Source organism: Novosphingobium silvae, from assembly GCF_009856825.1.
GTDB lineage: Bacteria > Pseudomonadota > Alphaproteobacteria > Sphingomonadales > Sphingomonadaceae > Novosphingobium > Novosphingobium silvae.
Genome location: NZ_WVTD01000009.1, coordinates 37,027 through 62,656 on the forward strand (window position 1 = coordinate 37,027; position 25,630 = coordinate 62,656).

23 protein-coding genes and 1 tRNA gene are annotated in these 25,630 nt (G+C 65.0%); 12 read left to right on the top strand and 12 right to left on the bottom strand.

Features of this window, described 5'->3' with window-relative positions; translation table 11 throughout:
- Positions 1–37: 37 nt before the first annotated feature.
- From GR702_RS12790 to GR702_RS12805, 4 genes are all read right to left on the bottom strand, one after another.
- On the bottom strand, positions 38–1,048 hold the full coding sequence (locus GR702_RS12790; RefSeq protein ID WP_160986289.1) for a sugar kinase: 1,011 nt from the start codon (positions 1,046–1,048) through the stop codon (positions 38–40).
- Between the two features lie 20 nt (positions 1,049–1,068).
- On the bottom strand, positions 1,069–1,839 hold the full coding sequence (gene kduD / locus GR702_RS12795) for a 2-dehydro-3-deoxy-D-gluconate 5-dehydrogenase KduD (RefSeq protein WP_160986290.1): 771 nt from the start codon (positions 1,837–1,839) through the stop codon (positions 1,069–1,071).
- Between the two features lie 110 nt (positions 1,840–1,949).
- Positions 1,950–2,786 (bottom strand): 5-dehydro-4-deoxy-D-glucuronate isomerase, encoded by an 837-nt coding sequence (kduI, locus tag GR702_RS12800; RefSeq protein WP_160986291.1) that lies wholly within the window; start codon positions 2,784–2,786, stop codon positions 1,950–1,952.
- Positions 2,787–2,856: 70 nt separating this feature from the next.
- Positions 2,857–3,885 (bottom strand): LacI family DNA-binding transcriptional regulator, encoded by a 1,029-nt coding sequence (locus GR702_RS12805; protein ID WP_160986292.1) that lies wholly within the window; start codon positions 3,883–3,885, stop codon positions 2,857–2,859.
- A gap of 292 nt (positions 3,886–4,177) precedes the next feature.
- Here GR702_RS12805 and GR702_RS12810 point away from each other — a divergent pair, with 292 nt between their 5' ends.
- The 3 genes from GR702_RS12810 to GR702_RS12820 all read left to right on the top strand — a co-directional run bounded on the left by GR702_RS12810 (position 4,178) and on the right by GR702_RS12820 (position 8,341).
- The gene (locus GR702_RS12810; protein WP_160986293.1) at positions 4,178–4,975 is read left to right on the top strand and encodes a 2-keto-4-pentenoate hydratase; all 798 of its coding nucleotides are present in this window, start codon (positions 4,178–4,180) and stop codon (positions 4,973–4,975) included.
- Between the two features lie 51 nt (positions 4,976–5,026).
- Positions 5,027–6,337, top strand: a complete 1,311-nt coding sequence (locus GR702_RS12815) for an MFS transporter (RefSeq protein WP_419880300.1) — start codon at positions 5,027–5,029, stop codon at positions 6,335–6,337.
- A 162-nt stretch (positions 6,338–6,499) separates the two neighbouring features.
- Positions 6,500–8,341 carry a DUF885 domain-containing protein gene (locus GR702_RS12820; protein WP_160986295.1) on the top strand — a complete coding sequence of 614 codons (1,842 nt, stop codon included), beginning with the start codon at positions 6,500–6,502 and terminating at the stop codon, positions 8,339–8,341.
- A gap of 613 nt (positions 8,342–8,954) precedes the next feature.
- Here GR702_RS12820 and GR702_RS22070 read toward each other — a convergent pair.
- Complete coding sequence (locus GR702_RS22070; RefSeq protein WP_202408243.1) at positions 8,955–9,455, bottom strand: type I restriction enzyme endonuclease domain-containing protein; 501 nt, start codon at positions 9,453–9,455, stop codon at positions 8,955–8,957.
- On the opposite strand from GR702_RS22070, the gene GR702_RS22075 reads away from it, so the two are divergent.
- Positions 9,420–9,989, top strand: coding sequence for a hypothetical protein (locus GR702_RS22075; RefSeq protein ID WP_202408244.1), 570 nt, complete (start codon positions 9,420–9,422; stop codon positions 9,987–9,989). The two genes, GR702_RS22070 and GR702_RS22075, sit on opposite strands and share 36 nt — an antisense overlap.
- Before the next feature lie 288 nt (positions 9,990–10,277).
- Positions 10,278–10,487 (top strand): helix-turn-helix transcriptional regulator, encoded by a 210-nt coding sequence (locus GR702_RS12830; RefSeq protein WP_160986297.1) that lies wholly within the window; start codon positions 10,278–10,280, stop codon positions 10,485–10,487.
- Positions 10,488–10,530: 43 nt separating this feature from the next.
- On the opposite strand, the gene GR702_RS12835 is transcribed toward GR702_RS12830, so the two are convergent.
- From GR702_RS12835 to GR702_RS12850, 4 genes are all read right to left on the bottom strand, one after another.
- Positions 10,531–10,815, bottom strand: coding sequence for an RNA polymerase sigma factor (locus GR702_RS12835; protein ID WP_160986298.1), 285 nt, complete (start codon positions 10,813–10,815; stop codon positions 10,531–10,533).
- On the bottom strand, positions 10,812–11,693 hold the full coding sequence (locus GR702_RS12840; RefSeq protein WP_160986299.1) for an ArdC family protein: 882 nt from the start codon (positions 11,691–11,693) through the stop codon (positions 10,812–10,814). Before GR702_RS12840 ends, GR702_RS12835 begins: the two co-directional genes overlap by 4 nt.
- A gap of 505 nt (positions 11,694–12,198) precedes the next feature.
- On the bottom strand, positions 12,199–13,446 hold the full coding sequence (locus GR702_RS12845) for a tyrosine-type recombinase/integrase (protein WP_237449694.1): 1,248 nt from the start codon (positions 13,444–13,446) through the stop codon (positions 12,199–12,201).
- A 166-nt stretch (positions 13,447–13,612) separates the two neighbouring features.
- Positions 13,613–13,686: transfer RNA gene (locus GR702_RS12850), tRNA-Cys, on the bottom strand.
- A 216-nt stretch (positions 13,687–13,902) separates the two neighbouring features.
- On the opposite strand from GR702_RS12850, the gene GR702_RS12855 reads away from it, so the two are divergent.
- A complete protein-coding gene (locus GR702_RS12855; RefSeq protein ID WP_160986301.1) occupies positions 13,903–14,433 on the top strand; it encodes a molybdenum cofactor guanylyltransferase in 531 nt (176 codons plus the stop codon).
- A gap of 40 nt (positions 14,434–14,473) precedes the next feature.
- On the opposite strand, the gene GR702_RS12860 is transcribed toward GR702_RS12855, so the two are convergent.
- Both GR702_RS12860 and GR702_RS12865 read right to left on the bottom strand, forming a co-directional pair.
- Positions 14,474–15,208, bottom strand: a complete 735-nt coding sequence (locus GR702_RS12860; protein ID WP_160986302.1) for a winged helix-turn-helix transcriptional regulator — start codon at positions 15,206–15,208, stop codon at positions 14,474–14,476.
- A gap of 160 nt (positions 15,209–15,368) precedes the next feature.
- The gene (locus GR702_RS12865) at positions 15,369–16,568 is read right to left on the bottom strand and encodes an LL-diaminopimelate aminotransferase (RefSeq protein ID WP_160986303.1); all 1,200 of its coding nucleotides are present in this window, start codon (positions 16,566–16,568) and stop codon (positions 15,369–15,371) included.
- Positions 16,569–16,763: 195 nt separating this feature from the next.
- Between GR702_RS12865 and GR702_RS12870 the strand changes: the two genes are divergently transcribed.
- From GR702_RS12870 to lptG, 5 genes are all read left to right on the top strand, one after another.
- A complete protein-coding gene (locus GR702_RS12870; protein WP_160986304.1) occupies positions 16,764–18,659 on the top strand; it encodes a PHA/PHB synthase family protein in 1,896 nt (631 codons plus the stop codon).
- Between the two features lie 288 nt (positions 18,660–18,947).
- A complete protein-coding gene (locus GR702_RS12875; RefSeq protein WP_160986305.1) occupies positions 18,948–19,946 on the top strand; it encodes a phasin family protein in 999 nt (332 codons plus the stop codon).
- Between the two features lie 121 nt (positions 19,947–20,067).
- Positions 20,068–20,478, top strand: a complete 411-nt coding sequence (gene clpS / locus GR702_RS12880; protein ID WP_202408245.1) for an ATP-dependent Clp protease adapter ClpS — start codon at positions 20,068–20,070, stop codon at positions 20,476–20,478.
- Positions 20,479–20,713: 235 nt separating this feature from the next.
- Positions 20,714–21,940 (top strand): LPS export ABC transporter permease LptF, encoded by a 1,227-nt coding sequence (lptF, locus tag GR702_RS12885; protein WP_160986306.1) that lies wholly within the window; start codon positions 20,714–20,716, stop codon positions 21,938–21,940.
- A 1-nt stretch (position 21,941) separates the two neighbouring features.
- Positions 21,942–23,039 carry an LPS export ABC transporter permease LptG gene (gene lptG, locus GR702_RS12890; RefSeq protein ID WP_160986404.1) on the top strand — a complete coding sequence of 366 codons (1,098 nt, stop codon included), beginning with the start codon at positions 21,942–21,944 and terminating at the stop codon, positions 23,037–23,039.
- 160 nt (positions 23,040–23,199) lie between these two features.
- On the opposite strand, the gene GR702_RS12895 is transcribed toward lptG, so the two are convergent.
- The gene (locus tag GR702_RS12895) at positions 23,200–24,300 is read right to left on the bottom strand and encodes a fatty acid desaturase family protein (protein ID WP_160986405.1); all 1,101 of its coding nucleotides are present in this window, start codon (positions 24,298–24,300) and stop codon (positions 23,200–23,202) included.
- Between the two features lie 165 nt (positions 24,301–24,465).
- On the opposite strand from GR702_RS12895, the gene GR702_RS12900 reads away from it, so the two are divergent.
- On the top strand, positions 24,466–25,626 hold the full coding sequence (locus GR702_RS12900) for an N-acetyltransferase (protein WP_160986307.1): 1,161 nt from the start codon (positions 24,466–24,468) through the stop codon (positions 25,624–25,626).
- Positions 25,627–25,630 lie beyond the last annotated feature (4 nt).

Genomic DNA, 25,630 nt, shown 5'->3' on the forward strand with positions numbered 1-25,630 from the left:
CCGCGCGTGGGGAGGGGCCTGCTCCGGCGGCTCGTGCCTATCGCCGCACGTCCCCGCCGCTGGCGGAGAAAGCCTCCAGTTCATCGCGCCCGACCAGGCCCATGTCCCCGGGCACCGTGTGCTTGAGGACGGTATAGGCGAGGCCTGCCTGCGCGGTGGCGACGAGGTCTGCGCCTTCGAGCCACTTGTGAAGGACGCCTGCCGCGAAGGCATCGCCGGTGCCGATGCGGTCGACGATGCCGGTGACGTCGACTTCGCCGGTCTGGTGCGCACCCTCGCGCGCGTCGATGCGTGCAGCGATGCGGTGATGGCCTGCGTTCACAACGTGGCGCGCGGTGGAGGCGATCAGTTGCAGCCGGGGGAAGGCCTCGAACGCGGCCATGGCGGCTTCGCGGCGGCGGTCGGAGCCATCGCCCGAGAACGCACGGCCCAGCAGCAGCGAGATGTCGCGATGGTTGCCGATCATGATCGTCGCCGACTGCATGAGGGTGGTCAGGATCGCGCGCGGATCGCTGTCCCACGCATCCCACAGAAGCGCGCGGTAGTTACCGTCGAAGCAGATGGGCACGCCGGCGCTGTCGGCCGCGGCAACGGCGGCTTGCGCAAGCGCGACGCCCCCGGGGCCCAGCGCCGGCGTGATGCCCGACAGGTGGAGCAGTCGGGCTCCCTCGAGGGCGGAAGCGAAGTCGAAGTCGCCGGAGGAGGACCCGGCGAACAGACTACCCGCGCGATCGTAGGTGATCGAGGAAGGCCTCAGGCCCGCCCCGCTCTCGAGGAAATAGAGGCCCATCCGCCCGGGTGCGCGGCCGATATGGCTTGTGTCCACCCCCGCGGAGCCGAGCGCGGCGCGGGCCTTGTCGCCCAGTGGACTGAAGGGCAGGCGGGTGAGCATCCGCACCGCATGGCCGAGCGAAGCGAGTCCGGCGGCGACGTTCGCCTCCGCCCCGCCCACCACCATGTCCAGCGCATCGCACTGGACGGTCAGCCGGTGGCCGGGGGTCGCGAACCGCAGCAGCACTTCCCCGAAGGTGACGACGTGTCCGCTCATGGCCGTTCCCTTGGATATCTTCAGCGCGCCAGCCATCCGCCGTCAACGGCCAGGATATGGCCGGTCACGTAATCGGATGCAGGAGAAGCAAGGAACACGGCGGCGCCCGCGATGTCCTCGGGACGGCCCCAGCGCCCGGTCGGGATGCGCTCGAGGATCTGGCGGTTGCGCGTCTCGTCGCCCTGGAGCGCGGCGGTGTTGTTGGTGGTGATGTAGCCCGGCGCTATCGCATTGACCTGCACGCCGCTCGGCGCCAGCTCGTTCGCCATGGCCTTGGTCACGCCCCCGACGCCTGACTTCGCGGCAGCATAGCTGGGCACGCGAATGCCGCCCTGGAAGGTGAGCAGCGAGGCGATGTTGACGATCTTGCCGCAGCTTTGCCCATCCTGCGCACGCTCGATCATACCCTTTGCCGCCGCCTGGCTGAGGAAGAACAGCGTCTTGAGATTGGTGTCCATAACCGCGTCCCAGTCCTCTTCCGAAAACTGCAGCAGGTCGTCACGGCGGATGATGCCGGCGTTGTTGACGAGGATGTCTACCTTGCCGAGCCCCTCGACGGCTTCGTCGATAACGCGTCCCACCGGCTCGATCGAGGAAAGGTCGGCCCTGATGTTGACCGCCCGGCGACCGGTGGCGGCGATTTTCCCGAGCGTTTCGGTCGGCTCCGAGCGTCCCGCCACGGCGACGTCCGCGCCTGCTTCCGCAAGGGCGACCGCGATCGCCTGGCCGATGCCCGTGTTGGCGCCGGTGACGAGCGCGCACTTGCCCGTCAGGTCAAAGGAAATAGCCATGTGTCCTCTCTCGTCATTGCGAACGCGGCGAAGCGGCCGATACCCGGCCCAGCGCCGTCTTGATGGACGGTTCGCCGCTGCGCCTTCCGCAGCGGCGAATGAGGAATGCCTTACTGAAGCTGGCAGATATCGAGCACGTTCATGTCGGTATAGTCGAGGTTTTCCCCGCCCATGGCCCAGATGAACGCGTACTTCTTGGTGCCCGAGCCCATGTGGATCGACCACGGCGGGCTGATGACGGCCTCCTCGTTGGCGATCACAATGTGGCGCATCTGGTCCGGCTCGCCCATGTAGTGGAAGATGCGGTCGTTCTCTTCGGGCAGCTCGAAGTAGAGGTAGATCTCCGAGCGACGGTCGTGAAGGTGCGGAGGCATCGTGTTCCAGACCGAGCCTTCCTCCAGCACCGTGAGGCCGAGCAGCAGCTGCGCGCTCTCGCATACGCCGGGGATCACCAGCTGGTAGATCGTGCGCTGGTTGGAGTTGGCGAGGTCTCCGCGCGCCAGCGGGTTGGCCTGGTCGAGCGTGATGTGCTTGATGGGCAGCGCCTTGTGGGCGGGAACCGACGCGATGTAGAAGCGCGCGCCCTGGTCCTCGAACGTTACCTCCTGCGAGCCCATCGGCACGTAGAGGCATTCCTTGTTCTTCATCTCGAAACGCTGGCCGTCGACGGTGATCGCGCCCGGGCCGCCGATGTTGGTGATGCCCGCTTCGCGGCGCTCGAAGAAGGACTTGCCCTCTGCGCTCTTCGGCGCGGTCTGGAGCGGCATAGCCAGCGGCGTCGCGCCCGGAACCGCGCCGCCGATCACGAAGCGCTCGTTGTGCGAGTAGTTGAGGTTGACCTCACCGTCCTTGAACATACCGGTGACGAGGTAGCGGTCGCGCAGTTCCTCGTTGGAGACGCACTCCATCATGTCCGGATGGGTGGCGTGGTAGGTCTTGCAGAACACGTCGAACTCTCCCGTTCAAGTCTATTGGCGTCATGCGTATCCGGTTTGGGTAACCGGTGTCAACCAGAGGTCATTGTGCATCTTTGCCGGGCCTCGGCACGGCGGAGGCGCGGCGGATCAGGTCGGAGGGAAACAGCGAAGGAGCAGCGGCTGCCGAGCCGGGTTCGATCAGCTTGCGAGCCGCGGTGCTCGCCATCGTGCGGATCGGCCAACGCACGGTCGTCAGCGGCGGCCAGATGTGCGCGGCGGTGGCGGTATCGTCGAAGCCGATGATGGAAAGGTCCTGCGGCACGTCCAGCCCTCGTTCCCGCGCGGCGTGCAGCAGGCCGGCGGCCATCTCGTCGTTGCTGGAGAAGACAGCCGTGGGCGGCTCCTTCGCGGACAGCAGCTGCTCGCCCGCAGCGCGCCCCGATTCGAACCGATAGGTTCCGCGCGCCATGATCGCCGGATCGGGCTTGAGCCCCGCGCGTGCCATGCCCTCGACGAAGCCGTCCTGCCGCTCGCGGGCGGAACGGAAGCCCTCCGGCCCCGCGATGAAGCCGATCCGCGTGTGGCCGAGTTCCGCCAACCAGGCCACCGCCTCGCTGACCGCCTGCCGGTCGTTGGAAGCCACCAGGCGCGCGTCCTCGTCAAGGCGCGCCGAGCCCATGCGCACAACTGTGCAGCCAAGGTCCAGGCACATCCGGGCAAGGTTGTCGTTCTCAGAAATCGGCGGCAGCAGCATGACGCCATAGAGGCGCTGCTGCTCGATGAAGCCGCGGATGTCATCGAGCAGAGTGGGGGAGTGCCGGTCGACGGGGCGCACGACCAGCGCGAACTCGGTGGCGCGGATCGTGTCGAGGATGCCTTCCTGCACGCCGAGCACCATCTGCGCGTTCGGATTGTCATGGATGAGGCCGAGCAGAAAGTTGCGGCGCAGCGCCAGCGCGCGGGCCTGCAGGTTGGGCACATAGCCCAGCTGCGCGATCACCGCCTCCACTTTTCCCCGCGTCGCATCGTTCAGCAGGGGCGACTTGTTGATGACCCGGCTGACGGTCTTCTTCGAGACGCCGGACAGCCGCGCGACATCGTTGATGGTAGGTTTTTGCCCATTTGCCATGTGGCGCTCTTGATGACCTCGCGTCCTGTACGATTTTCCGACTTGCGCTTGGCCAAGGCAAAAGGCAAGATGACACCGGTTACCATTCCGGGGAGCCGAGTGATACCAGCGGGGCGGCGCGCTGTCTCCATCCCGATTTTCCGTGCAATACGGATGGACGTCATCATGTCGGCGGATGCGAATGATCGCCGTGGCGGCATGGTGGCCCCGACTTCTTGGTGACACCGGTTTCTCGGTCACGGCCCCCGGACATGGAAGCCGGGATGAACTTTAGCGAAGTGTGGGGATTGGCTTGACGGATAAGGCAAAGGCAGTGGCCGAAGCGTTTGTGGCGGCGCGGCGCGAGAAGCGCGCCCTCGTCACCTATCCCGGTGAGGCGCCGACCGAAATGGGCGGGGCTTACCGGATCCAGGACCTCGCCATCGAGATCGATGGCCGCGAGATCGCGGGATGGAAGGTGGGCAAGATTAACCCACCTGACGACGAACGGCTTGCAAGCAACCGGCTGGCAGGACCGATCTTCGCCGACAGTGTCGTGCATGCGGCCTCTGGCGAGGCGCCGCAGATGCCGGTGTTTGCCGATGGCTTCGCGGCGGCCGAGGCCGAGTTCCTGCTGCACGTGGCGGCGGGTTGGGACGGCACCGTGCCCAAGGACGATGCCGCGACCCGCGACCTGCTCGATGCGGTGCACCTGGGCATAGAGGTCGCAAGCTCTCCTTACCCCGGCATCAATGCCGACGGGCCGCCGGTCACGGTGTCGGACTACGGGAACAACTATGGCATGATCGTCGGTCCTGTGCTGAAAGGTTGGGAAGCCATCGATTTCGCCGGCATCGAGGTTCGCCTCGAGATCGACGGCGAAGTCGCGGGCGAGGCGACGACGGCCACCATGCTCGACGGACCGCTGGGGGCGGTGCGCTTCCTGCTCGGCAACCTGGCAGCGCGCGGGATCGACTGCAGCAGTGGGACATGGGTCTCGACGGGGGCAGTGACGGGGGTGCACCCGGTGGCGCCGGGACAGAATGTCGTCGCCACGTTCGCGGGGCAGGGCACCGTCGCCTGCGGCATCGTGGCGGCACGGCCGGTCTGAGGAACAGGAAGCCGGCAGGGTGAAACGCCCGCCGGGATGGGAGCAGGGTCAATGGATGCAGGACTGGGCGGGATGAAGCCCAAAGCGGGCCAGGGCGAGGTCAGGGTTGGTCGCTACCGCTGGGTCGTGGTGGCGCTGCTGTTCGCGGCCACCGCCATCAACTACATCGACCGCCAGATGATCGGCGTGCTCAAGCCCACGCTGGCGGCGGAGTTCAACTGGAGCGAGTCGGACTTTGCCGGGATCGTCTTCTGGTTCCAGGTCGCCTACGCCATCGGCTATCTCTCTTTCGGCAAGGTCGTCGACATGTTCGGCGCGCGGCTGGGTTACATCGTCGCCATTGTCATCTGGACGGTGAGCCACATGGCGCACGGCTTCGCCACCGGCGTTGTCTCGTTCGCGGTGGCGCGCTTCGGTCTTGGCGTGGGCGAGTCCGGCAACTTCCCCGCCGGCATTCGCGCCGTGACCGACTGGTTCCCCCAGAAGGAACGCGCCTTTGCGATCGGCCTGTTCAATGCCGGCGCCAATGTGGGCGCCATCATCACGCCGCTGCTCGTGCCGCTGCTGGTGCTGTGGTTCGACTGGCGCATGGCCTTCTTCGTGACCGGCCTGTTCGGCATTGTGTGGCTGGCGGTCTGGTGGATGGTCTACCGCCACCCGAACGAGCACCCCCGCGTCGGCGCGGCCGAACTCGCCTGGATCCGGCAGGACCCGGCAGACCCGGTCGAGAAGATCGGCTGGGCGCGGCTGCTCGGCGTGAAGGAGACATGGGCCTATGCGCTCGGCAAGTTCCTGATCGACCCGATCTGGTGGTTCTTCCTGTTCTGGCTGCCCGGCTACCTGTTCGAGCGCTACGACCTCGATCTCAAGACCTTCGGCCTGCCGCTCGCCGCGATCTACCTGATCTCGGACCTTGGCAGCGTGGCGGGCGGGTGGCTTTCGTCCAGGCTCATAAAGGGCGGGCGCACGCCCAACTTCGCCCGCAAGGTGACGATGCTGATCTGCGCGGTCTGCGTGCTGCCGATCTGGTTCGTGCAGTCGGTCGACAACGTCTGGATCGCGGTGCTGGTGATCGGCCTTGCCACGGCGGCGCACCAGGCCTTTTCCGCCAACCTCTACACGCTGCCCTCAGACGTGTTCCCGCGCGGAGCGGTGGGCTCGGTGGTGGGGATCGGCGGCACCGTCGGCGCGTTCGGAGGCATGGGAATGGCGCTCTTCGCCGGATACATCCTCGACGCCACGCACAGCTATGAAGTGCTCTTCGCGATCTGCGCCAGCGCCTATCTGCTGGCGCTGCTGGTGGTCCATGTCCTCAGCCCCAGGCTTGCGCCGGTGCGGATGTCGAGCGCTTCGGTCGGCTGACGGAAGGGCCTTCGCACTCAGCCAGCGTCAAGGGGGCAGCGGCCGCGTGCCGCTGCCCCTTTCACATCAGCACTGAAGGCGGACTTGCTCGTCGCCGCTGCTCGATTGCTTTTGTCCTGCCGGATGGCCTAGGCTTCCTCCATCAACATCGCTGGAGCCTCCATGATCGACCGTCGCCGTTTTCTCGCCTCCGCATCCGCAGGCGCTGCCATCCTCGCGTCCGGTCCTGTATTCGCGCGTGTCTCCGCGCCCGGGACGGCGACGGGCAATCCTGCGCTTGCCGCCTTCATGGACAAGTACTTCGAAGCCCAGGTCGACGCCTTGCCGGAAACCGCGACCTCCCTTGGGCTGGACACCGGTGCCCGCGCCGCGCTGAAGGCCCATTTGACCGTACCCACCCGTGAACGCGAGGAGGAGGACAGGGCCCGGGTGCGCGCGGCCCGTGCCGAACTCGGCAAGATCGACCGGGCGTCGCTCAACGCACAGGATGCCATCTACCACGACACGATCGAGGCGAACCTCGATGCCGTCATCCGCACTTACGCCATTCCCTATGGGCAGGGCGGATGGCCGCAGGTCTACCGCGTCAGCCAGGGCGGGGGCGCCTACCTCAACACGGGCGACTTCCTCGACAACCAGCACACGATCAAGACCGCGGCGGACGCGGAAGCCTATGTCTCGCGCGTGAACGACTTCGCGGACGTGCTCGCGGCCGAGACCGACCGGATGCTTGAAGACTTCGGCATCGGCGTCATTCCGCCCGACTTCATCCTGAAGAAGACCATCGGCCTTCAGGCCGGGATGCTGGGCACGCCCGCCGGCCAGTCCACCCTCGTGCAGTCGATCGTGCGGCGCACGGGCGAGAAGTCGATCGCGGGCGAGTGGGGCACACGGGTCGAGAAGCTGGTCGCCGAGCGGGTCTATCCGGCGCTGCAGCGCCAGAACGATGCCCTGAAAGCCGCGCTCCCCAAGGCGGGTCACGAGGCTTCGGTGTCGCGCCTGCCGCAGGGCGAGCAGTACTATGCCAACAGCCTGAACTACATCACCACCACGCGGATGAGCGCGGATGAGATCCATCGCGTCGGCCTGCGGCAGGTGGCCGAGCTGACCGCGCTTTCGGACGAGATGCTCAGGAAGCAGGGCTTCACCAAAGGCACCGTAGGCGAGCGCATGATCGCGATGAACGCCGACCCCCGCAACGTCTATCCCAACACTGACGCCGCCAAGGCCGAGCTGGTCGCGCACCTGAACGGGCAGATGGCGGCGATGCAGAAGCTGCTGCCCAAGGCATTCGGCCGCCTTCCAAAATCGACCGTCGAGATCAAGCGCGTACCTCCCGAGATCCAGGAGGGCGCGGCGCAGGGTTACTACAACTCGCCCAGCCTCGATGGCACGCGCCCGGGCATCTACTGGATCAACCTGACCGACACCGCGAACTGGCCCAAGTATGGCCTGCCGACGCTGACCTATCACGAGGCGATCCCGGGCCACCACCTGCAGATCGCGCTCCAGCAGGAAAGCGCCGCCGCGCCCAAGCTGATGAACCTGATGGGCTTCTCCAGCTACACTGAGGGCTGGGGCCTCTATGCCGAGCAGCTGGCGGACGAACTGGGCGCTTACGACAACGACCCGCTTGGCCGGATCGGCTTCTACCAGAGCCTGCTGTTTCGCGCGGTGCGGCTCGTGGTCGACACCGGCCTGCATTCCAAGGGGTGGAGCCGCGAGCAGGCGATCCGCTACTTCATCGAGAACACCGGCCGCGCGGAAGGCGGTGCGACGTCCGAGGTCGAGCGTTACTGTTCCTGGCCGGGGCAGGCCTGTGCCTACAAGGTCGGCCACAACGAGTGGCTGCGCCTGCGCGAAAAGGCGCGCAAGGCTCTCGGCCAGCGCTTCGACATCCGCGCCTTCCACGATACGGCGCTGGCGGGCGGCGGCATGCCGTTGACGGTCCTCGAACGCGTCGTCGACAACTGGGTCGCGGGGCAAAGGCCCTCCGCCGCCTGAGGGGGACTGGCTGCCGCCGGATGTCGGTTCCCACAGCGGGACGATGTCCGGCGGCCGGACAGCTGGGCTTTCCGCCGGTGCGGCATGACCGAGAGACGCGTAACCGCTTCAGGAACCGGTGAGTTGCCACACCAAGAATGACGAGGCCGCCGCTGCTAAGCAGAAGCGCCTGACCATACAAGATTGTGCAATTGGAAATGTCTGCTGGCGATCCGGGCAGACACCAGATCCGCCCAAGTGGCGGCAAACACACGGCTGTTCAGAAGAAAATGGACCGAGCCGGAATCGAATTGATCGTTTAAGTATCTAAAGAATAACAGTTTTTTTCGACATGAGATTGCTCATCCATCGAGCATACCATCGAGATTTATTTTTATCCGGGTTCTATTCCCAGTGCCGGAATCGAAACGGTTGCGGGCGCGAGTCGCGGCTAATCATCCTTGTTGTATTTCTTAGCTGAATTGGCTTCCCCGTCCCATATTCAGCCGCCGTCGGTATCGACCAATATGAGTCGTGCCGATGAGGGGCTGCGAATGTCAGGGCTCACCGGAACCGGTAGATCCATTCAGACCTAGCCCTCCTGCCTCTTCAGATTTCCTCGAACGTCAAAGAGTCACGCGGCATGAAGATCTAGACTGCGCCTTGTCAAAAGGTGGGCAAAGACCGCTTGCGCCTTCACGTCCACTTCGTTCGGTTCATAGCTTTGGGGGAGGCCGGTTCTATCATCGTAGAGGAAGTTCGTTATCGCCACGCGAACCGCATCGCGTGTCGCCTGCTTCCCGGCAAAATCCTGCATGGTGTCCAATTGCTGCTTCAAGATTTCATATAGCCCAACGGCGACCTTCTTCAGCTTGACGATGTCGCTTTTTTCGAGGTCAGGCTTCATCAGCAAATCGAACAGGGCCAGGGTTTCTTCGTCCAATCCTTCGCGCACTGCACGGCGCTGTTCGCCATCCAGTTCCTCCGCCAGCACCAGGAGCGCCGCGAAGGTCCGCTCGATGTTCACGGCATCCTTCTCGCTGTTATAGTCCGAGACCAGTTGCTCATAATGTTTCTGGAAATCGGTGCGCAGCGGATTTTGGCGCAGCATCATACCCTTGGCGCTGCTACGCATGGCGCTGCCATCATCAGCCTGCCGGGCGAGAATTCCGAGCTCGGCGCGCTCTGGCGCCGTTACGATGCGCGGCCTGTGCGGCTGCTGCGTACCCGCGAAGGGCGGGCGCTCAGCCTGGAGCGCTATCTGCGTGCCGGCGAGTTCATGGGATCGCTGACGTTTGGCACGGCCGACGACACGGCCTACTTCTTCTACTCGGCGGGGATCGTCGCGCAGCTGGCGATGTCCTCGCATCTGCTCGACGTCGGCTTTCCCGACATGTGGTGTGCGAAGTACATCGGCCTTCATGTCGACCGCTCGCTGGCGTACGCCAACGCCACGGCGTTCGGCTATGAGGATGCTGCTACTGACCGGCTGATGGCCGTGCTGTCGCCCTACTGGAAATGGAACAGCCTCAGCCGGGCGCAGGGGATAGAGCCTGACGACGGTGGTTTCGCCAGCGACGAAGTTTGCGAGATCATCGTCCGGCTCGTCGACCACGTCGCGGAGGTGACAGGGCATGCCCGCCCGACACGCCGCGCCGCGCGATCCTGATCGGGCGATGTGGCGGCGAGCGGATTCGGCCCGCCAGACGCCCGTAATTAGGGAAAAGCTGCCGCCGCAACCGGGATGCGAGCCTTTCATCGCTCATCGCACGGTCATGAGACAAAAAAATTTGATCGTCCGGTAGGGTGCACCAGAGTGCACCAGGGTACACTTAGGGTGCCAGACGGGGCAGGATCGGACATGGGCGGGTTCTCATGCAGTTGCGCTTTTCCAGGGATGCCCCAATTCTACTCGTGGCCGGCCAATCCAACCCTCGGAAAAGGAAGGATGCGCCACATGAATACCGCCTCTCCCAATGCGTTCGTGCGTCTGCCTCAAGTGCTCAAGGAAACGGGGCTGTCGCGCGCGACGCTCTATCGCAAGGTCCAGGACGGGACCTTTCCCAAACAAGTCCGCATCGCGCAGCGATGCGTCGGCTGGCGTCGCGCTGCGATCGACCAGTGGCTGCAGAATCCCATGTTCTATTCGGTCGAGGACTACGCCTGAGCAATCAGCAGCCGCGCCCGCCGCAGCGGGCGCGGCCGATCGTTCACCAGCCCTTGCGCTCCTGCCGCCGCAGCGACCGGCTCAGCAGCAAGATTGTGCGGCCCATCTCGACCTCCACCCGCCGCACGCTGATATCCAGGCGCGCCGCGATCTCCTCGTAAGACCAGCCATCGTAGCGCACGAGGCAGAACAGCTGGCGGTGGAAGGGTGGCAGCGAATGCACCGCTCTCGCAACCCTGCGTGTTTGCGGGTCTTCGTACTCGGGAAAGGCATCGCGCAGCAACGCTTCGCGCACATACTGCTCCAGTCGATAGAGGGGCCCGATCATGACCGTTCCTCCCCGAATACGAGGAGATAGTCGGCACCCTTGCTGGCTGCGCTCGCCGCCCGGAAGATCGCCTTCTCGTCGGCTCGCATTGCTTCAAGCCACGCACCGATGTAATCCGAGTGCCGCACGGTCGGCTGGATGCCAAGTGTTGCGCAGGTGAACGCCGCCGTCATCTCGGCGACAAGTTCCTCTTTTGCGTACGCCGTCGAGCCGAACTGCCCGGACTGATCACGCTCCAGCCGACCTTTACCGCCGACCCAATGACCCATTTCGTGCAGCGCCGTGCGAAACCAGTTTATGGGCTCATGAAACGCAGCCTGTGGCGGCACCTGCACATAGTCCTGCCCCGGCGAATAGAACGCCTCGCTACCATCGATCCGAAAGTCCGCACCGCTCGCGGCAATCAGCCTGTCCACCTCGGCAATCGCCATGACGGGATCGGGCACGGCCGGCTCGGCCGCATACTGCTCGGGCAGCCCATCGATCTGGTCGAGATTGAACACGGTAAAGCGCTTCAGGAAAGCAATCGTTCGCGCCTCGCGGTCCTCGCACGCTGCCTTCGCTGCCTCGTCCTTCGGGGTGAAGCGGTCGGCATAGCAGATCACCGTGCCTTTCTCGCCGCGCCGCACATGCCCGCCTGCCTGCTCGGCCTGCTTGTAGGTAAGCCAGCGCTGCGAGGAAAACTGGCGTTCCACCGCCTCGCACCACAGGATCAGGATGTTGATCCCGGAATAGACCCGTCCGGACACGGCGTTCTGCGGCATCGTGCAAGGGCACCGGGCACTGTCCCAAGGCTGCACCCACGGCAGACGTCCTTCTTCCAGCTCTGCGATCACACGTGCGGTAACCTCGCCATAAAGGCTCTGACGGTCAGCCATGACTTCTCACTCCTTTCCTCAACCGCCATTGACCGGCGCCAGGGTGGCGGGGGGCGGCAGGAGCGGACTGAGAGCCCCGCCGGCTGAAGGCGGGGCGCACCCGAAGGGCTGAAATGAAATGGAGGACCCGGCAGCGCAGCGGACGGGTTGCGGCCCGTCGAGGCGGGGCTACAGGGCAGCGACGCCCCCCGCCACCTTGGAGCCGTCAAGGCTCAACGCCGCCGCGCGCCTGCGCGGCGACTGCTGAAGGGATGCCAGGAGCAGCCCGACCGAACCGCCCAAGGCGGGACGGAACGCGTCAGCGATCGTAACGGCCATGCCTACGAGACGCCGCACGGCGGCTCGGCTGGAGCGTGAGCGGAAGTAGAGCGCGGTCAGTCCGTTAGGGCTGGGACGCCGCAACCGCCTTGGGTCAAGGGGCCATTCTTACATCGAGAGGCCTGTTTAACATCACTACTGTTAAATGCGTGTCGGGCTCCAAAAGCACGGACGCAGCCACTGAAATTTATGACCCGCTATGACCAAACTTGGGCCGCAGGATGGTGGCGCCGCCGCGCAGCTGATCAAGATGATCCGACCAGTGCTGCATCATGCGAACACGCTCGTCCCAGTATTGACCGCGTGCATAAGCTCGGCGGATGGAGTTGCCGTCCGCATGAGCGAGCTGCCGTTCGATCGCATCGGGGTTCCAGCAGCCCATTTCGTTAAGCAGCGTTGCGGCCAGCGCCCGAAATCCGTGGCCTGTCATTTCGTCCTTGCCGTAGCCGAGCCGCCGGAGTGCGGCATTGATCGTGTTGTCCGACATCGGCCGGTCTACCGAACGAAGGGAGGGGAAAAGAAAAGGGCTGTAGCCCGCATCGTGCTCGATCTCGCCGAGTATGGCGACAACCTGCCGGGTGAGGGGGACAGCGTGGGGCCGGCGCATCTTCATCTTGTGACCGGGGATCGTCCAGACGCGCTTGTTGAGGTCAAACTCGCTCCATTCCGCCCAGCGCAGTTCGCCGGGCCGCACGAAAACATGCGCCAGCAGACGCAGCGCGGTCCGCGTAAGCGGATAGCCGTCATATTCATCGATAGTCCGCAGCAAAGCCCCGGCTTCGATCGGCGTGGTGATTGCGGCCCGATGAGTCGTTCGAGGGGTGACGAGGGCGCCGCGAAGATCCGAGGCGATATCGCGCTCGGCTCGAGCCGTGGCAATCGCATATCGAAAGACCTGGCTGGATGCGGTCCGTGCCCGATTGGCGGTGTCGTAGCGTTTCGTGGCCTCGATCTTCTTCAAGGCCAGAAGCAACTCATGCGCGGAGATTTCGCGGATGGGACGCTTTCCGATCGCGGGATAGAGCTTCGCGAGCAGCCAGCGTGCCTTCTTGAGCGTCATGGCTGCGGCACCTTCCGCAGCTATCTTTTCGAGCCACTCGTTCGCCACAGCTTCGAAAGTGTGCGCCGCCGCGAGCATTTTTTGGATCTTTTCAAGCTTGGCATGCTCGACGGGATCGACCCCCTTGACGAGAAGCCGCCGTGCATCGAGCAGTCGTTCTCGCGCCTCCCCCAGCAGCAGCTCTGGCCAACGCCCGAAGGTTATGGTTCTCTGCTTGCCTAGAAAGCGGTAATTCATTCGCCAGACGCGTAAGCCGCTGGGTTCGATCTGGAGGTACAGCCCATCGCGGTCGCTGAGCTTGTAGGCCTTGTCTTTTGGCTTAGCACGCGACACCCAGGCTGCGGTGAGCCCGGACTTCTGCCGCTTTCCTTCCAACATGATGGTATCTCCCCATCGCTATGGCGGGGCGTACCATCAAATCTTCCATGATTGGGGTGAGATTTGGTGAAATGGCCCGAACCTGTCGGAGACATTTTACCACGTAAAAATGTCGGAAAACAGCCACTTATGCGATGCTCTCAGACCCTCTGAGAAGCAAAAATGGAGGCCCGAGCCGGAATCGAACCGGCGTGCAAGGATTTGCAGTCCTCTGCGTCACCACTCCGCCATCGGGCCATCCGTGTGGAGGAGTGCGCGCCTAGCAACCGATCGCGGGGAGCGCAATGGGTTTTGCGCAGCTTATCGCAAATAGCGCGGTCGATCCCCAGGGAAGGGGTCGCGGGTTGGCGGGCCCCTGGTGGAACAGCGGCGGTTCCCGGCGCTTCCTGTCGGGTGGCTGCAGTGCCGTGGACGCGCTAGCCTGCCGCATCCCTCTGGCAGAAGGCGCATCGCATGATTCTAGGAGTTGTTCTTGCCGGAGGGCTGTCGCGGCGGTTCGGGAGCGACAAGGCGCTGGCGGAACTCGGCGGTCACACTCTGATCGCCCGCGCCGTGGATACGCTTTCGGGATGGTGCGAGCACGTCGTCGTCGCGGGACGGGAGACCGCTCCAGCTCCCACGCTGCCCGACTGGCCGCGCGCGGGCATGGGGCCACTGGCCGGGCTGGCGGCAGCGCTTCGCTTCGCGCAGGACGAAGGCTACGAGGCGGTGCTCAGTTGCGGCGTCGACGCGGCGGTGCTGCCCGAGGACCTTCCCCGCCTCTTGTCGCCGGGCCCCTCGTTCCTTGCCGAACAGCCGGTGATCGGCCTTTGGCCGCTCTCGTGCGTGCCCGTACTGGAAGAGCTGCTGCACGGGGAGGGCCCCCACTCGCTGTACCGGTTCGCCGGGAGCATCGGGGCGCGCGCGGTGGAAACGCCGCAGCCTGTTCCCAACATCAACACGCCGGCCGACCTCATAGCGCTGTCACGGTCGACGAAAGCCTGACCTCGCGACGCTCGCGGTTCCACGGGGTGCAGGCGAGCACTCAGAGCGCGGCAAGCACGGTGTGGCGCCGGGGTGCTCCGCACTGCGGAAAGTGCGCCGCAGCCGCCATCGTGCTGTCTGAAAGGGCGAGGCAGTATCCCCCGGCGCTTGCGGTCGCGATTGCGCCGGTCAGTCCCACAAATTCCAGCTTGCGCCGCAGCCGCGACATATGGACCGCGATGCTGTTGGTCTCGGGCATGAAGCCGAGGCGCCACACGTCATGGAGGAGGTCCTGCTTGGTGACCGTTTCGCCCGGCGTGTCGGACAGGCGCCAGAGGAGGGCGAACTCCCGCGGATTGAGGTTCATCGGCTTGCCGAACCCGTAGGCCTTGCGCGCCAGAAGGTCGAGCTCGAGATCGCCGAGCCGGCGGTGGCGAGGCAGCCAGCGGGTGAGTTCGGCAAGGCGCGATGCCCTTGCCTCGAATTCGCCGGGCTCGATCGTGCAGCTCACCGCTTCGCCGAAGCCCTCCTTGAGCAAGGCCGCGCGCTCATGCGCATCGGCCGCGCCCACCACGAGGATGAAGCGCCGCACCTCTTGCGGCAGGGCCAGTACGTCGCCCCAGGCGTGGCCGTCCGGCTCGCTTGCCTGGGCAAGGATGATGCATTCGGTGGAAGGCTCTCCCGCCTCCTCGAGGATCCACCCCGATTGGCGCAGGTCGCACCCTTGTGGAATCGCCCCCGGTCCCAGCCAACGAAATCGATGAAGTGCGCTTCCCCGCACGTGATAGCTTGCCATGTGCCCCCCGGCGTCCTTGAGCCTGTGTCGGGGGCGAAACTGTCGTTCTTCAGTACCTCGGAACAACACCTAAAATCTTACAGTACCAACCGGTTCGCTGGGGTGAAGCGCCGCACAAATCCGCGCTTTTTGGCGGAAGCTGTGCGGCGCGTGCATGCGATCAGGTGGCCGGCGTATTCACGCCCTTGGACGCGAGGTAGCGCTTCACGTTGCGCGCCGCCTGGCGCAGGCGCTGCTCGTTCTCGACCATGGCGATTCGGACGAAGCCCTCGCCGTCCTCACCGTAGCCGACGCCCGGCGCCACCGCGACTTCGGCATGGGTCAGCAGCTGCTTGGAGAATTCCAGGCTGCCCATCTCCTTCAGGGCGGGAGGCAGCGGCGCCCAGGCGAACATCGAGGCCTTGGGCGGAGGGATGTCCCATCCGGCCCGGCCGAATGCCTCGACCATGACGTCGCGGCGCTTCTGGTAAAGCTCGCGGTTGCGCGCGACGATGTCCTGCGGGCCGTTCAGGGCAGCGCAGGCCGCCGCCTGGATCGGCGTGAAGGCGCCGTAGTCGAGGTAGGACTTCACCCGCGTCAGCGCCGCGATCAGCTTCTGGTTGCCCACCGCAAAGCCGATGCGCCAGCCTGCCATGGAGTAGGTCTTGCTCATCGAGGTGAATTCGACGGCGACGTCCTTCGCGCCCGGCACCTCGAGGATCGAGCGGGTCGGGTTCCCGTCGAAGTAGAGCTCGGAATAGGCGAGGTCGGACAGGATCCAGACCTTGTTCTCCTTGGCCCAGGCGACGAGGCGCTCGTAGAAGGCAAGGTCCACCGTCTCGGCCGTGGGGTTGGACGGATAGTTGACGATCAGGATCGAGGGGCGCGGCACGGTGAAGGCCATCGCGCGGTCGAGCGAGCGCCAGTAGTTCTCGTCCGGAGTGGTCGGCACCGAACGGATCGTGGCGCCGGCGATGATGAAGCCGAAGGTGTGGATCGGATAGCTGGGGTTCGGCGCCAGTACCACGTCACCGGGCGCGGTGATCGCGGTGGCGAGACTGGCGAGGCCCTCCTTCGAGCCCATGGTGACCACGACTTCGCGTTCGGGGTCGAGCTCGACGTTGAAGCGATTGGCGTAGTAGTTCGCCTGGGCGCGGCGCAATCCGGGGATGCCCTTAGACTGCGAATAGCCGTGGGCGTCCGGCTTCTGGGTCACCTCGCACAGCTTGTCGAGCACGTGCTGGGGGGGCGGCAGGTCGGGATTGCCCATGCCGAGGTCGATGATGTCCTTGCCCGCCTGCCGCGCTGCGTGCCTCATCGCGTTCACTTCGGCGATGACATAGGGCGGCAGTCGCTTGATGCGGTAGAACTCGTCTTCCATGACCTTGATGTTTCCATATACGCCGCGGCAAAATGGCCGCCCGGTTCCTGTAGGGGATTACGTCGTTCGCGCAAATGGGGTCTGGCGAAAGATCGTTGCGCGTTTCACTGCCCGGAAAGCGCGACAAGGGGACTCGACAGTGCCGGCGCGCGGCGTCAAACCGGGGAGAGCCAAGTGAATGGAGAGCGATTGCCGATGGCCACCGACGCCGACCTGACCAGCGACGTCACGCATGTCCCGCCCGTGGCCGAGACCAAGGCTCAGGCGCCGGGATTGTCCGCGTTGTTGGGGCAGATGGTTCCGGCCGGCGGCACGCCCGAGGCGGAGGCTGCGGTACACTGGGCCGAGATCGCCGGGCGGCTGCATTCGATGTGGACGGATTTCCAGGTCGAGCAGCTAGGCAAGGCCACCGAAAAGGCGCCGCAATTCGCCGATCCGATGAAGTGGATCGCGACGGCCGAAAGCGTCTTGCGCCAGTTGCCCTTCACCAATCCCGAAGTTCAGCACAAGCTCTGGAACGACGGGCTTGCCCTCGCCAACTCGGTGTTCGGCCAGTTCGGGCTGGGTCCCAGGGGGCAGGAGGGTGCGCCGGTCGGCCCAGCGGACGAACTGCAGCTTCCACGCAGCGACCGGCGCTTCGCGGACCCGGAATGGCGGCGCCAGCCCTTCTTCGCCTTCCTGCACCAGGCCTATCTGATGATGGGCGAGCAGATGCTTTCGATGGCCGATGCGGTCGAGGGGCTGGAGCCTGCGCGCAAGGCACAGCTGGTCTTTGCCACCCGCGCCATGGTGGACGCACTGAGCCCGGCGAATTTCCCGCTCACCAACCCGGTGGCGCTTGGCCGGGCGGCCGAAACCAAGGGCGAGAGCCTGGTGCGCGGCTTCGAGAACATGCTCGACGACATGCGCAAGGGCCAGCTCACCCACACCCGACCCGGTGCTTTCGTTCTGGGCGAGAACATCGCGGTGACGCCGGGCAAGGTGGTGTTCGAGACGCCGCTGTACCAGCTGATCCAGTACACGCCGACGACCGACCGCGTGCTCGGCACCCCGCTGCTGATCTTCCCCCCCTGGATCAACCGCTTCTACATCCTCGACCTGAACGCGAAGAAGAGCTTCGTGCGCTGGGCGGTGGAGCAGGGCATCACGGTGTTCATGGTCTCGTGGAAGTCGGCCGACGCGTCGATGGCGGAACTGGTCTGGGACGACTACATCGCCGCGCAGATCGAGGCGATCGATGCCGTGCGCGCGCGGCTCGATGTCCCGGCGGTTCACACCATCGGCTACTGCGTGGCGGGCACGACCCTGGCGGCGACGCTTGCGGTGCTCGCCCGGCACGGCGAAGAGGCCAAGGTCGCGAGCGCCACCTTCTTCACCGCGCAGGTCGACTTCGAGGAAGCCGGCGACCTCAAGCACTTCATCGACGATACCCAGATCGAGACGGTGGGTCACCTCTCGCCCGAAGGCTACCTCGATGGGCGCTATCTGGCCGCAACGTTCAACATCCTGCGCGGCAACGATCTCATCTGGAGCTACGTCGAAAACAATTACCTGAAAGGCGAGGAATACCCCGCCTTCGACCTGCTCCACTGGAACGGCGACGTCACCAATCTGCCCGCGCGCTGGCATCGCGACTACCTGCGCGACCTCTATCGCGACAATCGGCTCGTCGTGGCCGATTCGCTTCAGGCGGGCGGCACCGCCATCGACTTGCGGCGCATTTCGACACCGACCTATATCCAGGCCGGGCGCGAGGACCACATCGCGCCGGCGTCCAGCGTGTGGAAGCTCACTCGCTATCTTTCGGGGCCACAGACCTTCGTGCTTGCGGGATCGGGCCACATCGCTGGCGTGGTGAACCCGCCATCCTCGGGCAAGTACCAGTACTGGACGAACGAAGGCGGGCCAGAGACGCTGGAGGACTTCATCGCAGGTGCAACCGAGCATCCGGGAAGCTGGTGGCCGCACTGGGCGGCATGGCTGCGCGCCCGCGACGACGCGGAAGTGCCGGCACGCGGCAAGCGGCGGCCTGGCGGTCGCGGAGACACGGTGATCGAGGACGCCCCCGGCCGCTACGTCGCGGCGCGCTGAACCGCCCCAATTCGGCTTAGCGGCACGCCGGTCCGGGTAAAAGATGCGCTAGATTGATAGCTGTGACACACTGCAGCAATCCAATCGGCTGTACCTTGCTTGAGGCCTGCACACCTCTGGCATTGTGCGCTGCAGCATCGTTTTGCAGTGCAGCATTCGTCAGTTGACTTCGCTTGTGCAAAAATCTATTTTGCGTCGCAGCAACCGTTCGAACGAATCGTAAGTTATCTTCCGCAAGGGTCTTCCGGGCCCGAGGTTCACGTTCTCACCAAGGCTGGATTTTCCCACATGGCCGATAACGAAGATACCAAGGATACCAAGAACAGGGCCGCTGCCGCGGCTACAAAGCCCGCGGTCCTGCCGGGCATTCCCACTCAGTCGGCCGCGAAGGCGCCAGAAACTCCCAAGCCGGGGGCGTTCAAAGCTACTGCAGGTGCCCCTCCGTCGGTTCCGGCGCAAGTCGTCGAAGCCGCCAAGGCCGTTGCAGGATCGGCTGCCAAGGGCGCCTCTGCCGCTCCGGAAATCGGTGGTGGCAAGCAGAAGCTGATCAAGCCGAGGGCAGCGCCCGGTATCGCCAAGCCTGCCGTCGCCGAGCCCAAAGCTTCGGAGGCGGCTGCCGTGCCACAGGTAAAGTCCAGCGCGCCTGCCGGGCAGGTGGCCAGCCCGTCTTCCTCCCCTGCTGAGCCCGCGAAGGACGATGCTGAGGACGTGAAGGCTGCGGCGCTGCCTAACCCGGCCCCGGCTGCGGCCAGCTACGCCGAACCAAGCCCCGCTATCGATACCCAGCCCACCACCGGTACAAAGCCCGCCTTTGCAGGCCTTTTCACCAATTTCATGCTCGAGGAACACAACATGGACATGAGCAATAACTTCGCCGGCATCCAGGACGCCATGACCGAAGCACAGGCAAAGGCGAAGGCTGCCTTCGACAAGAGCACCAGTGTGCTGGGCGAAGTGAGCGAGTTCGCCAAGGGCAACGTCGAGGCCGTCGTCGAATCGGGCAAGATCATGGTCGAGGGCATGCAGGGCTTCGGCTCGGAGCTCGTCGCAGAGGGCCGTACCGCTTTCGAGACCATGACCGGCGACATCAAGGAACTCGCTGCCGCCAAGTCGCCCACCGACTTCTTCAAGATCCAGGGTGACATGGTGCGCAAGAACTTCGACAGCGCCGTCGCCTACAGCTCGAAGAACAGCGAAGCCATGCTCAAGCTGTTCAGCGACTCGTTCGCTCCCATCTCGGGCCGGATGAGCGTCGCCATGGAAAAGGCGCGCTCGGTCTCGGTCTGAGCGGCCGGGCTGCTCCCGCCGTCCGAATGAACCCGTTCATCGGACCGGTGGGGCGCCAAATCCAAGAATGTGGTCCGGGGCATCTTGTTATCAGGTGCCCCGGTACGATATTCTGGGCACCATGACTTCCCTGATCGCCGATTCCGAACCTGTCCTTCGTCCCAGCGCGTCCGCCTGGATTGCGCCCGTGGGCGGCGAGGGGGAAGATGGCGGCGGTGACCGCGGCACGGATGGCGACCAGGAAGTCGGCATCGCGACCAAGACCCGCGCCAAGCCCAAGAAGCCGAGCCAGTTTAAGGTGCTGATGCTCAACGACGACTATACCCCGATGGAATTCGTGGTGATGGTCCTCAAGCGGTTCTTCAACATGGACCTCGAGCAGGCCACGCGGGTGATGCTCCACGTCCACCAGAAGGGCGTGGGGGTCTGCGGAATCTTCCCCTACGAAATTGCGGAAACAAAGGTGAACCAGGTGATGGATTTTGCCCGGCAGAACCAGCATCCGCTCCAGTGCACGCTGGAGAAGGCCTGAGCCAAGGACGGCCGAGCCGCCGGGAAGCGCTAGCGCAAAAGCTGCTTTTGCCGTCCCCACGGGCGGCAACCTTGCCTCTCCGCCAACGTTAGAGCACAGGCCATTGGCCGCCTATCCGGACGTGCCATGCAGGCTCGTGCCGCCGCATGACGACAAATTGCTTTGCCCGCGCGGTCCCAGCCGTTAAGGGCCGGGGGAACGGTTCAGTGACGACGCCGGTCGGAAAGTGCTCTAGTTGAAGTTCATCAACGACATCGACCGGTATATCCTTCGCCTCGTGCTGATGCCGATGTTCGGCATCTTCCTGCTTGCCGCGTCGCTTCTCGTCATGGACAAGATGCTGCGCCTGTTCGATTTCGTCGCCACCGAAGGCGGACCGATCGGCGTCGTCTTCAAGATGCTGGCGAACATGCTGCCCGAATATGCCAGTCTCGCCATCCCGCTTGGCCTGATGCTCGGCATCCTGCTCGCCTTCCGCAAGCTGGCGACCAGTAGCGAACTCGACGTGATGCGCGCGGTGGGCCTCAGCTACACCCGCATGCTTCGGGTACCCTACATGATCACCGTCGTGCTGGTGGTGTGCAACTTCGCCATCGTCGGTTACCTGCAGCCGCTTGCGCGCTACTACTACGAAGAGCTGAACTACGAGCTCAAGTCCGGTGCGCTGGGCGCTTCCATCAAAGTGGGCGAGTTCACCGCGCTCAAGGACCGCATCGCCCTGCGCATCGACGAGAGCCGCGACAACGGTCAGCGGCTGATGGGTATTTTCGCGCGTCTCTCAAACGACAAGGGTCAGGTCCTTTCGATCTCGGCGCGGGAAGGCCGGTTCCTCGCGCTTAAGGACCATCCGGACACGATCATCTTCCGCCTCGAGCAGGGCCAGATCATCCAGGACATGCCCGGCCAGATGCCGCGCGTCCTGTCCTTCACCAGGCACGACCTTCCCATCGAGCTCCCAGCGATCGAGAAATTCCGCCAGCGCGGTGGGCAGGAGCGCGAATACCTCCTGCCCGAGCTCATGAAGCTGGGCTGGAACAAGGAAATCCCGCGCGAGGATCGGGTGTCGAGCCAGGCGAACTTCAACTACCGCATGGTGGAAGTGGTCATGATGCTGCTCCTGCCGCTGCTGGCGGTTGCGCTCGCCATTCCTCCCAAGCGGTCGACCTCGGCGCTGGGCCTGTTCGTTTCGATCGTGATGGTGGTGGCCTATCACAAGGTCAACCAGTACGCGAACGACGTCGCCTCGCTTGGCAAGATCAGCCCGATCCTGGGTCTGTGGGGCCCCTTCTTCGTATTCGCGGCGCTGATCGTGTGGATGTACTGGAAAGTCGCCTACGTGCCGGGCGGGCAGCCGCTGGGCTGGCTGGAGACGGCTTCGAGCAAGATCATGAAGCGCGTGAAGTCGCTGCTGCGCCGGAACAGGCGCGGCCCGATCCTGCCCGTGCCGGCGGAACAGGGCTGACATACAGATGGAATTCTTCCCCTCCCGCACGCTGACACTGTACCTTGCGCGGCTTTTCGTCACCCGCATCCTCGCCGTGCTCATCATGCTGGTGCTGGTGCTGCAGGTCCTCGACCTGCTGGGAGAGAGCGGCGACATCCTGGCCCACCCGGGCAACGGCCAGATGCAGCTCCTCTACTATGTGAGCCTGCGCGTGCCGCAGCTTGTCGCCCGCTTCCTGCCCTATTCGGTGCTGCTGGCCACGATCATCACGCTGGCGACGCTCAACCAGAACAGCGAAGTCATATCGATGAAGGCGGCCGGGCTTTCGGCGCACCAGGTGCTGGCGCCGCTGATCATGACCGCGCTCGTCATCTCGGGCCTGAGCCTTGCCTTCAACGAGCGCGTGGTGACCCGCGCGACCTCGACGCTGGCAGCGTGGGAGGCGGTGGACTATGGCCCCGTACCCGAGGCGACTGCGGCGAAGGCCAACCTCTACCTTGCCGACGGGCGCGACCTGCTGCTCGCGCAGTCGCTGACGGGCGAGGGCGACCGAATGGTGCTGAACGGCGTCACCTTCTATCGCCGCGATGCCAACGACATGATCGTAGAGCAGCTGCGCGCCGACCGCGCCACCTACCTGAACCCGGGCTGGAAGATGGACCGGCCGGTCAAGTTCGACGTCGCCGCGGCGCGGACCACGCAGCTTGCCTCCGCGACGATCGCGCCGGGGATCACGCCGGCCAAGATCTACCTCTCCAAGGTGGATGCCGACGCCGAGGACATCTTTACCCTGTCGCGCTCGATCGCGGCCGTGCGCGAGGCCGGGCAACGGACGAGCGAGCTGGACGCGGCATGGTGGCACAAGCTTTCCGGGCCGCTCTCATCGGCGCTGATGCCTTTGCTGGGAGCGGTCGCCGCCTTCGGACTGGCCCGTTCGGGCGCGCTGCTGATCCGCGCCGTGATCGGCATGGCCTTGGGTTTCGCCTACTTCGTGTTCGACAACGCGGCTCTGGCCATGGGCAATTTCGGCGGATACCCGCCTTTCATTGCGGCCTGGGCACCGTTCCTGCTGTTCGCCCTTATCGGCGAAACGGTGCTGATCCGCACCGAAGAATGAGCTGAGGCAGGGCGGCAGGCCTCCAGCCTGTGCGTCCGAAGTCAGGTGAGGGCGATGGTCCGTGAGCGCTGTTGGGCGATCCGCCTCCCGCCGGAAGCTTCTTCGCTGATAGAGGGACAGTCTTCCGACACGGGCTTTTCAGCCCGCCCCCAGCCTTTCCTTACCGGGCCGTCATCGTGCTGCGTGCAAGGCGCATCAGCAGTGGAGCGAGGCCCGGGTAGCTGGCCTTGCGGTAGGTCGAAGCTTCTCCAAGGTGCTGGCTGATGCGGCGATGGGCTTCCGAAAGCGAATGGTACGGCAGCGAGGGCAGCAGGTGGTGCAGGGCGTGATAGCGCAGGCCCACCGGCGCCCACAGGCCGGAAAAGCGCGCCGGAGGCGGCACGTTCACCGAATCGAGGTACTGCGCGGTGACGGTCATCGCCTCGCCGTCGTTCTCCCACAGGTGCGCGACCAGGGTGCGCACCTGGTTGAGGAACGCGGTTAGCGAAACCACGCAAAGGGCGATCAGAAGCGGGCACCAGCCCCAGGCGAAGCTCGCCGCGAGAACCGCGATCGCCCAGACCGAGCAGCCGACTTCCTGCCAGAACACCATGCGCGCGAAGTCGCCTTCAGGCCGGCGGCGGCGGTACTGCGGGTTGATGGCGAGCGCGGAGGCGCGCTCCCACACCAGGGTGCGAAGCGGCGGGATCACGGCGCCCAGCGGCACGAGCACGGCCGAACGGACCAGCAGCGCCACCGGCAGCAGGATCGCGGTCAGCGCGAAGACCGGCAGGCTCCACGGCTTCATCAGCGCGAGCGGCAGGTATTCGGGATCCTCGACAGTGCCGTAGCGGGTGCGGGCGTGGTGCTGGGTATGCACGCCCTCATACATGAACGAGGGGATGAGCATCGGAATGCCGACAAGCAGGTTCCAGCCCATGCGAAAGCCGGGCAGCGCGTCCTTGTGGATGTGCGTCAGCTCGTGGATGAACAGCAGCGCCCGGTACAGCGCGAGCGCCGAGAGCAGTCCCAGCAGCACCGCGGCGACGGGATGGCTCACCAGGATCGCGCCCGCCAGCGCCGCGTAGCCGACGAAGGCGCTGGCCAGCATGTCGGGCCAGTAGATGCCGGGCCGGGCGACGGCGATGTCGCGCGTCAGCTCCGCTGCAGCGCGCAGCATCGCCTTGTCGTCGGGCATCTGGGAATGCCACGTCGAAGCGGGCGCGGCATCGCGCGGCGCCTGCACGGGGGCAGTCATGTCGATCGCATTGCGGGCATTCATCATACGCGTATTCCACAGGCATCCGGGCATAACCGCGCGCCGGACGGGGTTGGCCGCACTTCGCCGCGCGGCGGGGCAGGGGACTGGACTTGACAACCGGCCACTGTCGGCAGCAGGTCGCGCTCACATCTTTTCCTAAGCCGAAACAAAGGCAGCATCGTGGCCATGGCTGAACTAGTGATCACTCCCATTTCCAGCAAGGCCGATCGTGCTGCCTTCGTAGACCTTGCCTACCGGCTCAATGCGGCAGATCAAAACTGGGTGCCGAACCTGCGCTCGGAGGAGATCTCCAAGTTCACGCCGGGCAAGAACCCCTATTTCGACCACGCCAAGGTCCAGCTCTTCCTTGCCCGGCGCGGTGGCCGGGTGGTGGGACGCATATCGGCGCACATCGATGAACTGGCGCTGAAACAGCCGGTGGAGCAGGGCATGGGGCCTGGCACCGGTAACTGGGGCGCGATCGAGGCGGAGGACGAGGAGACGGCGGGCGCGCTGATCGCGGCGGCCGAGGGCTGGCTGCGCGAACAGGGCATGACGCGCGTTGTGGCGCCGATGAACCTGTCCGTCTGGGAGGAACCCGGCATCCAGGTGCTGGGCCACGATCATCCCCCGATGGTGATGATGGCGCATCACAACGCCGCCTACCAGGGCTGGATCGAGCGCGCCGGATATGGGCGCGTCAAGACGCTGCGCACGTTCGATCTGGACATCCGCCAGGACTTCCCGCCGCTGATCCGGCGCATCGTCGCCTCGGGCGAGAAGAACGCGAAGATCCGCATCCGCGAGGTCGAGCTCAAGCACTTCGGCCGCGACGCCGCGATCATCTGCGACATCCTCAACGATGCCTGGTCGGACAACTGGGGCTTCGTACCCTTCACCCCGCGCGAGATCGAGTACACGGGCAAGGCGCTCAAGCCGCTGGTTCACCCCGGCCTCATCCGCATCGCCGAGTACGAGGGCGAGCCCGTCGCCTTCATGATGACGCTGCCGGACCTCAACGGCGTCCAGATGCGGGTGAACAAGCGCAACGGCAAGCCTTCGCTCCTCGGGCTGATCCGGCTGCTGCTGTGGCTGCGCAAGCCTCGCCCGGCCGAGATGCGCGTGCCGCTGATGGGCGTGCGCAAGAAGCTGCAGTCCTCGCGCCTTGCCAGCCAGCTGGCTTTCATGATGATCGAGTACATCCGCCGCGAGGCGCTGGAGACATTCGCGGCCAAGCGGGCGGAGATCGGATGGGTGCTGGAGGACAACCAGGGCATGGTCGCCATCGCCGACGCCATCGGCAGCAAGGTCAACCGCGAGTACGCGGTTTACGACAAGGCTCTGTGAGGCG

Excerpts from the sequence above, each read along its gene's own strand:
- GR702_RS12790 (WP_160986289.1), bottom strand. The coding sequence starts at position 1,048 with ATGAGCGGACACGTCGTCACCTTCGGGGAAGTGCTGCTGCGGTTCGCG.
- kduD (WP_160986290.1), bottom strand. The coding sequence starts at position 1,839 with ATGGCTATTTCCTTTGACCTGACGGGCAAGTGCGCGCTCGTCACCGGC.
- GR702_RS12805 (WP_160986292.1), bottom strand. The coding sequence starts at position 3,885 with ATGGCAAATGGGCAAAAACCTACCATCAACGATGTCGCGCGGCTGTCC.
- GR702_RS12815 (WP_419880300.1), top strand. The coding sequence starts at position 5,027 with ATGGATGCAGGACTGGGCGGGATGAAGCCCAAAGCGGGCCAGGGCGAG.
- GR702_RS12820 (WP_160986295.1), top strand. The coding sequence starts at position 6,500 with ATGATCGACCGTCGCCGTTTTCTCGCCTCCGCATCCGCAGGCGCTGCC.
- GR702_RS22070 (WP_202408243.1), bottom strand. The coding sequence starts at position 9,455 with ATGCGTAGCAGCGCCAAGGGTATGATGCTGCGCCAAAATCCGCTGCGC.
- GR702_RS12830 (WP_160986297.1), top strand. The coding sequence starts at position 10,278 with ATGAATACCGCCTCTCCCAATGCGTTCGTGCGTCTGCCTCAAGTGCTC.
- GR702_RS12835 (WP_160986298.1), bottom strand. The coding sequence starts at position 10,815 with ATGATCGGGCCCCTCTATCGACTGGAGCAGTATGTGCGCGAAGCGTTG.
- GR702_RS12840 (WP_160986299.1), bottom strand. The coding sequence starts at position 11,693 with ATGGCTGACCGTCAGAGCCTTTATGGCGAGGTTACCGCACGTGTGATC.
- GR702_RS12855 (WP_160986301.1), top strand. The coding sequence starts at position 13,903 with ATGATTCTAGGAGTTGTTCTTGCCGGAGGGCTGTCGCGGCGGTTCGGG.
- GR702_RS12860 (WP_160986302.1), bottom strand. The coding sequence starts at position 15,208 with ATGGCAAGCTATCACGTGCGGGGAAGCGCACTTCATCGATTTCGTTGG.
- GR702_RS12865 (WP_160986303.1), bottom strand. The coding sequence starts at position 16,568 with ATGGAAGACGAGTTCTACCGCATCAAGCGACTGCCGCCCTATGTCATC.
- GR702_RS12870 (WP_160986304.1), top strand. The coding sequence starts at position 16,764 with ATGGCCACCGACGCCGACCTGACCAGCGACGTCACGCATGTCCCGCCC.
- GR702_RS12875 (WP_160986305.1), top strand. The coding sequence starts at position 18,948 with ATGGCCGATAACGAAGATACCAAGGATACCAAGAACAGGGCCGCTGCC.
- clpS (WP_202408245.1), top strand. The coding sequence starts at position 20,068 with ATGACTTCCCTGATCGCCGATTCCGAACCTGTCCTTCGTCCCAGCGCG.
- GR702_RS12895 (WP_160986405.1), bottom strand. The coding sequence starts at position 24,300 with ATGAATGCCCGCAATGCGATCGACATGACTGCCCCCGTGCAGGCGCCG.
- GR702_RS12900 (WP_160986307.1), top strand. The coding sequence starts at position 24,466 with ATGGCTGAACTAGTGATCACTCCCATTTCCAGCAAGGCCGATCGTGCT.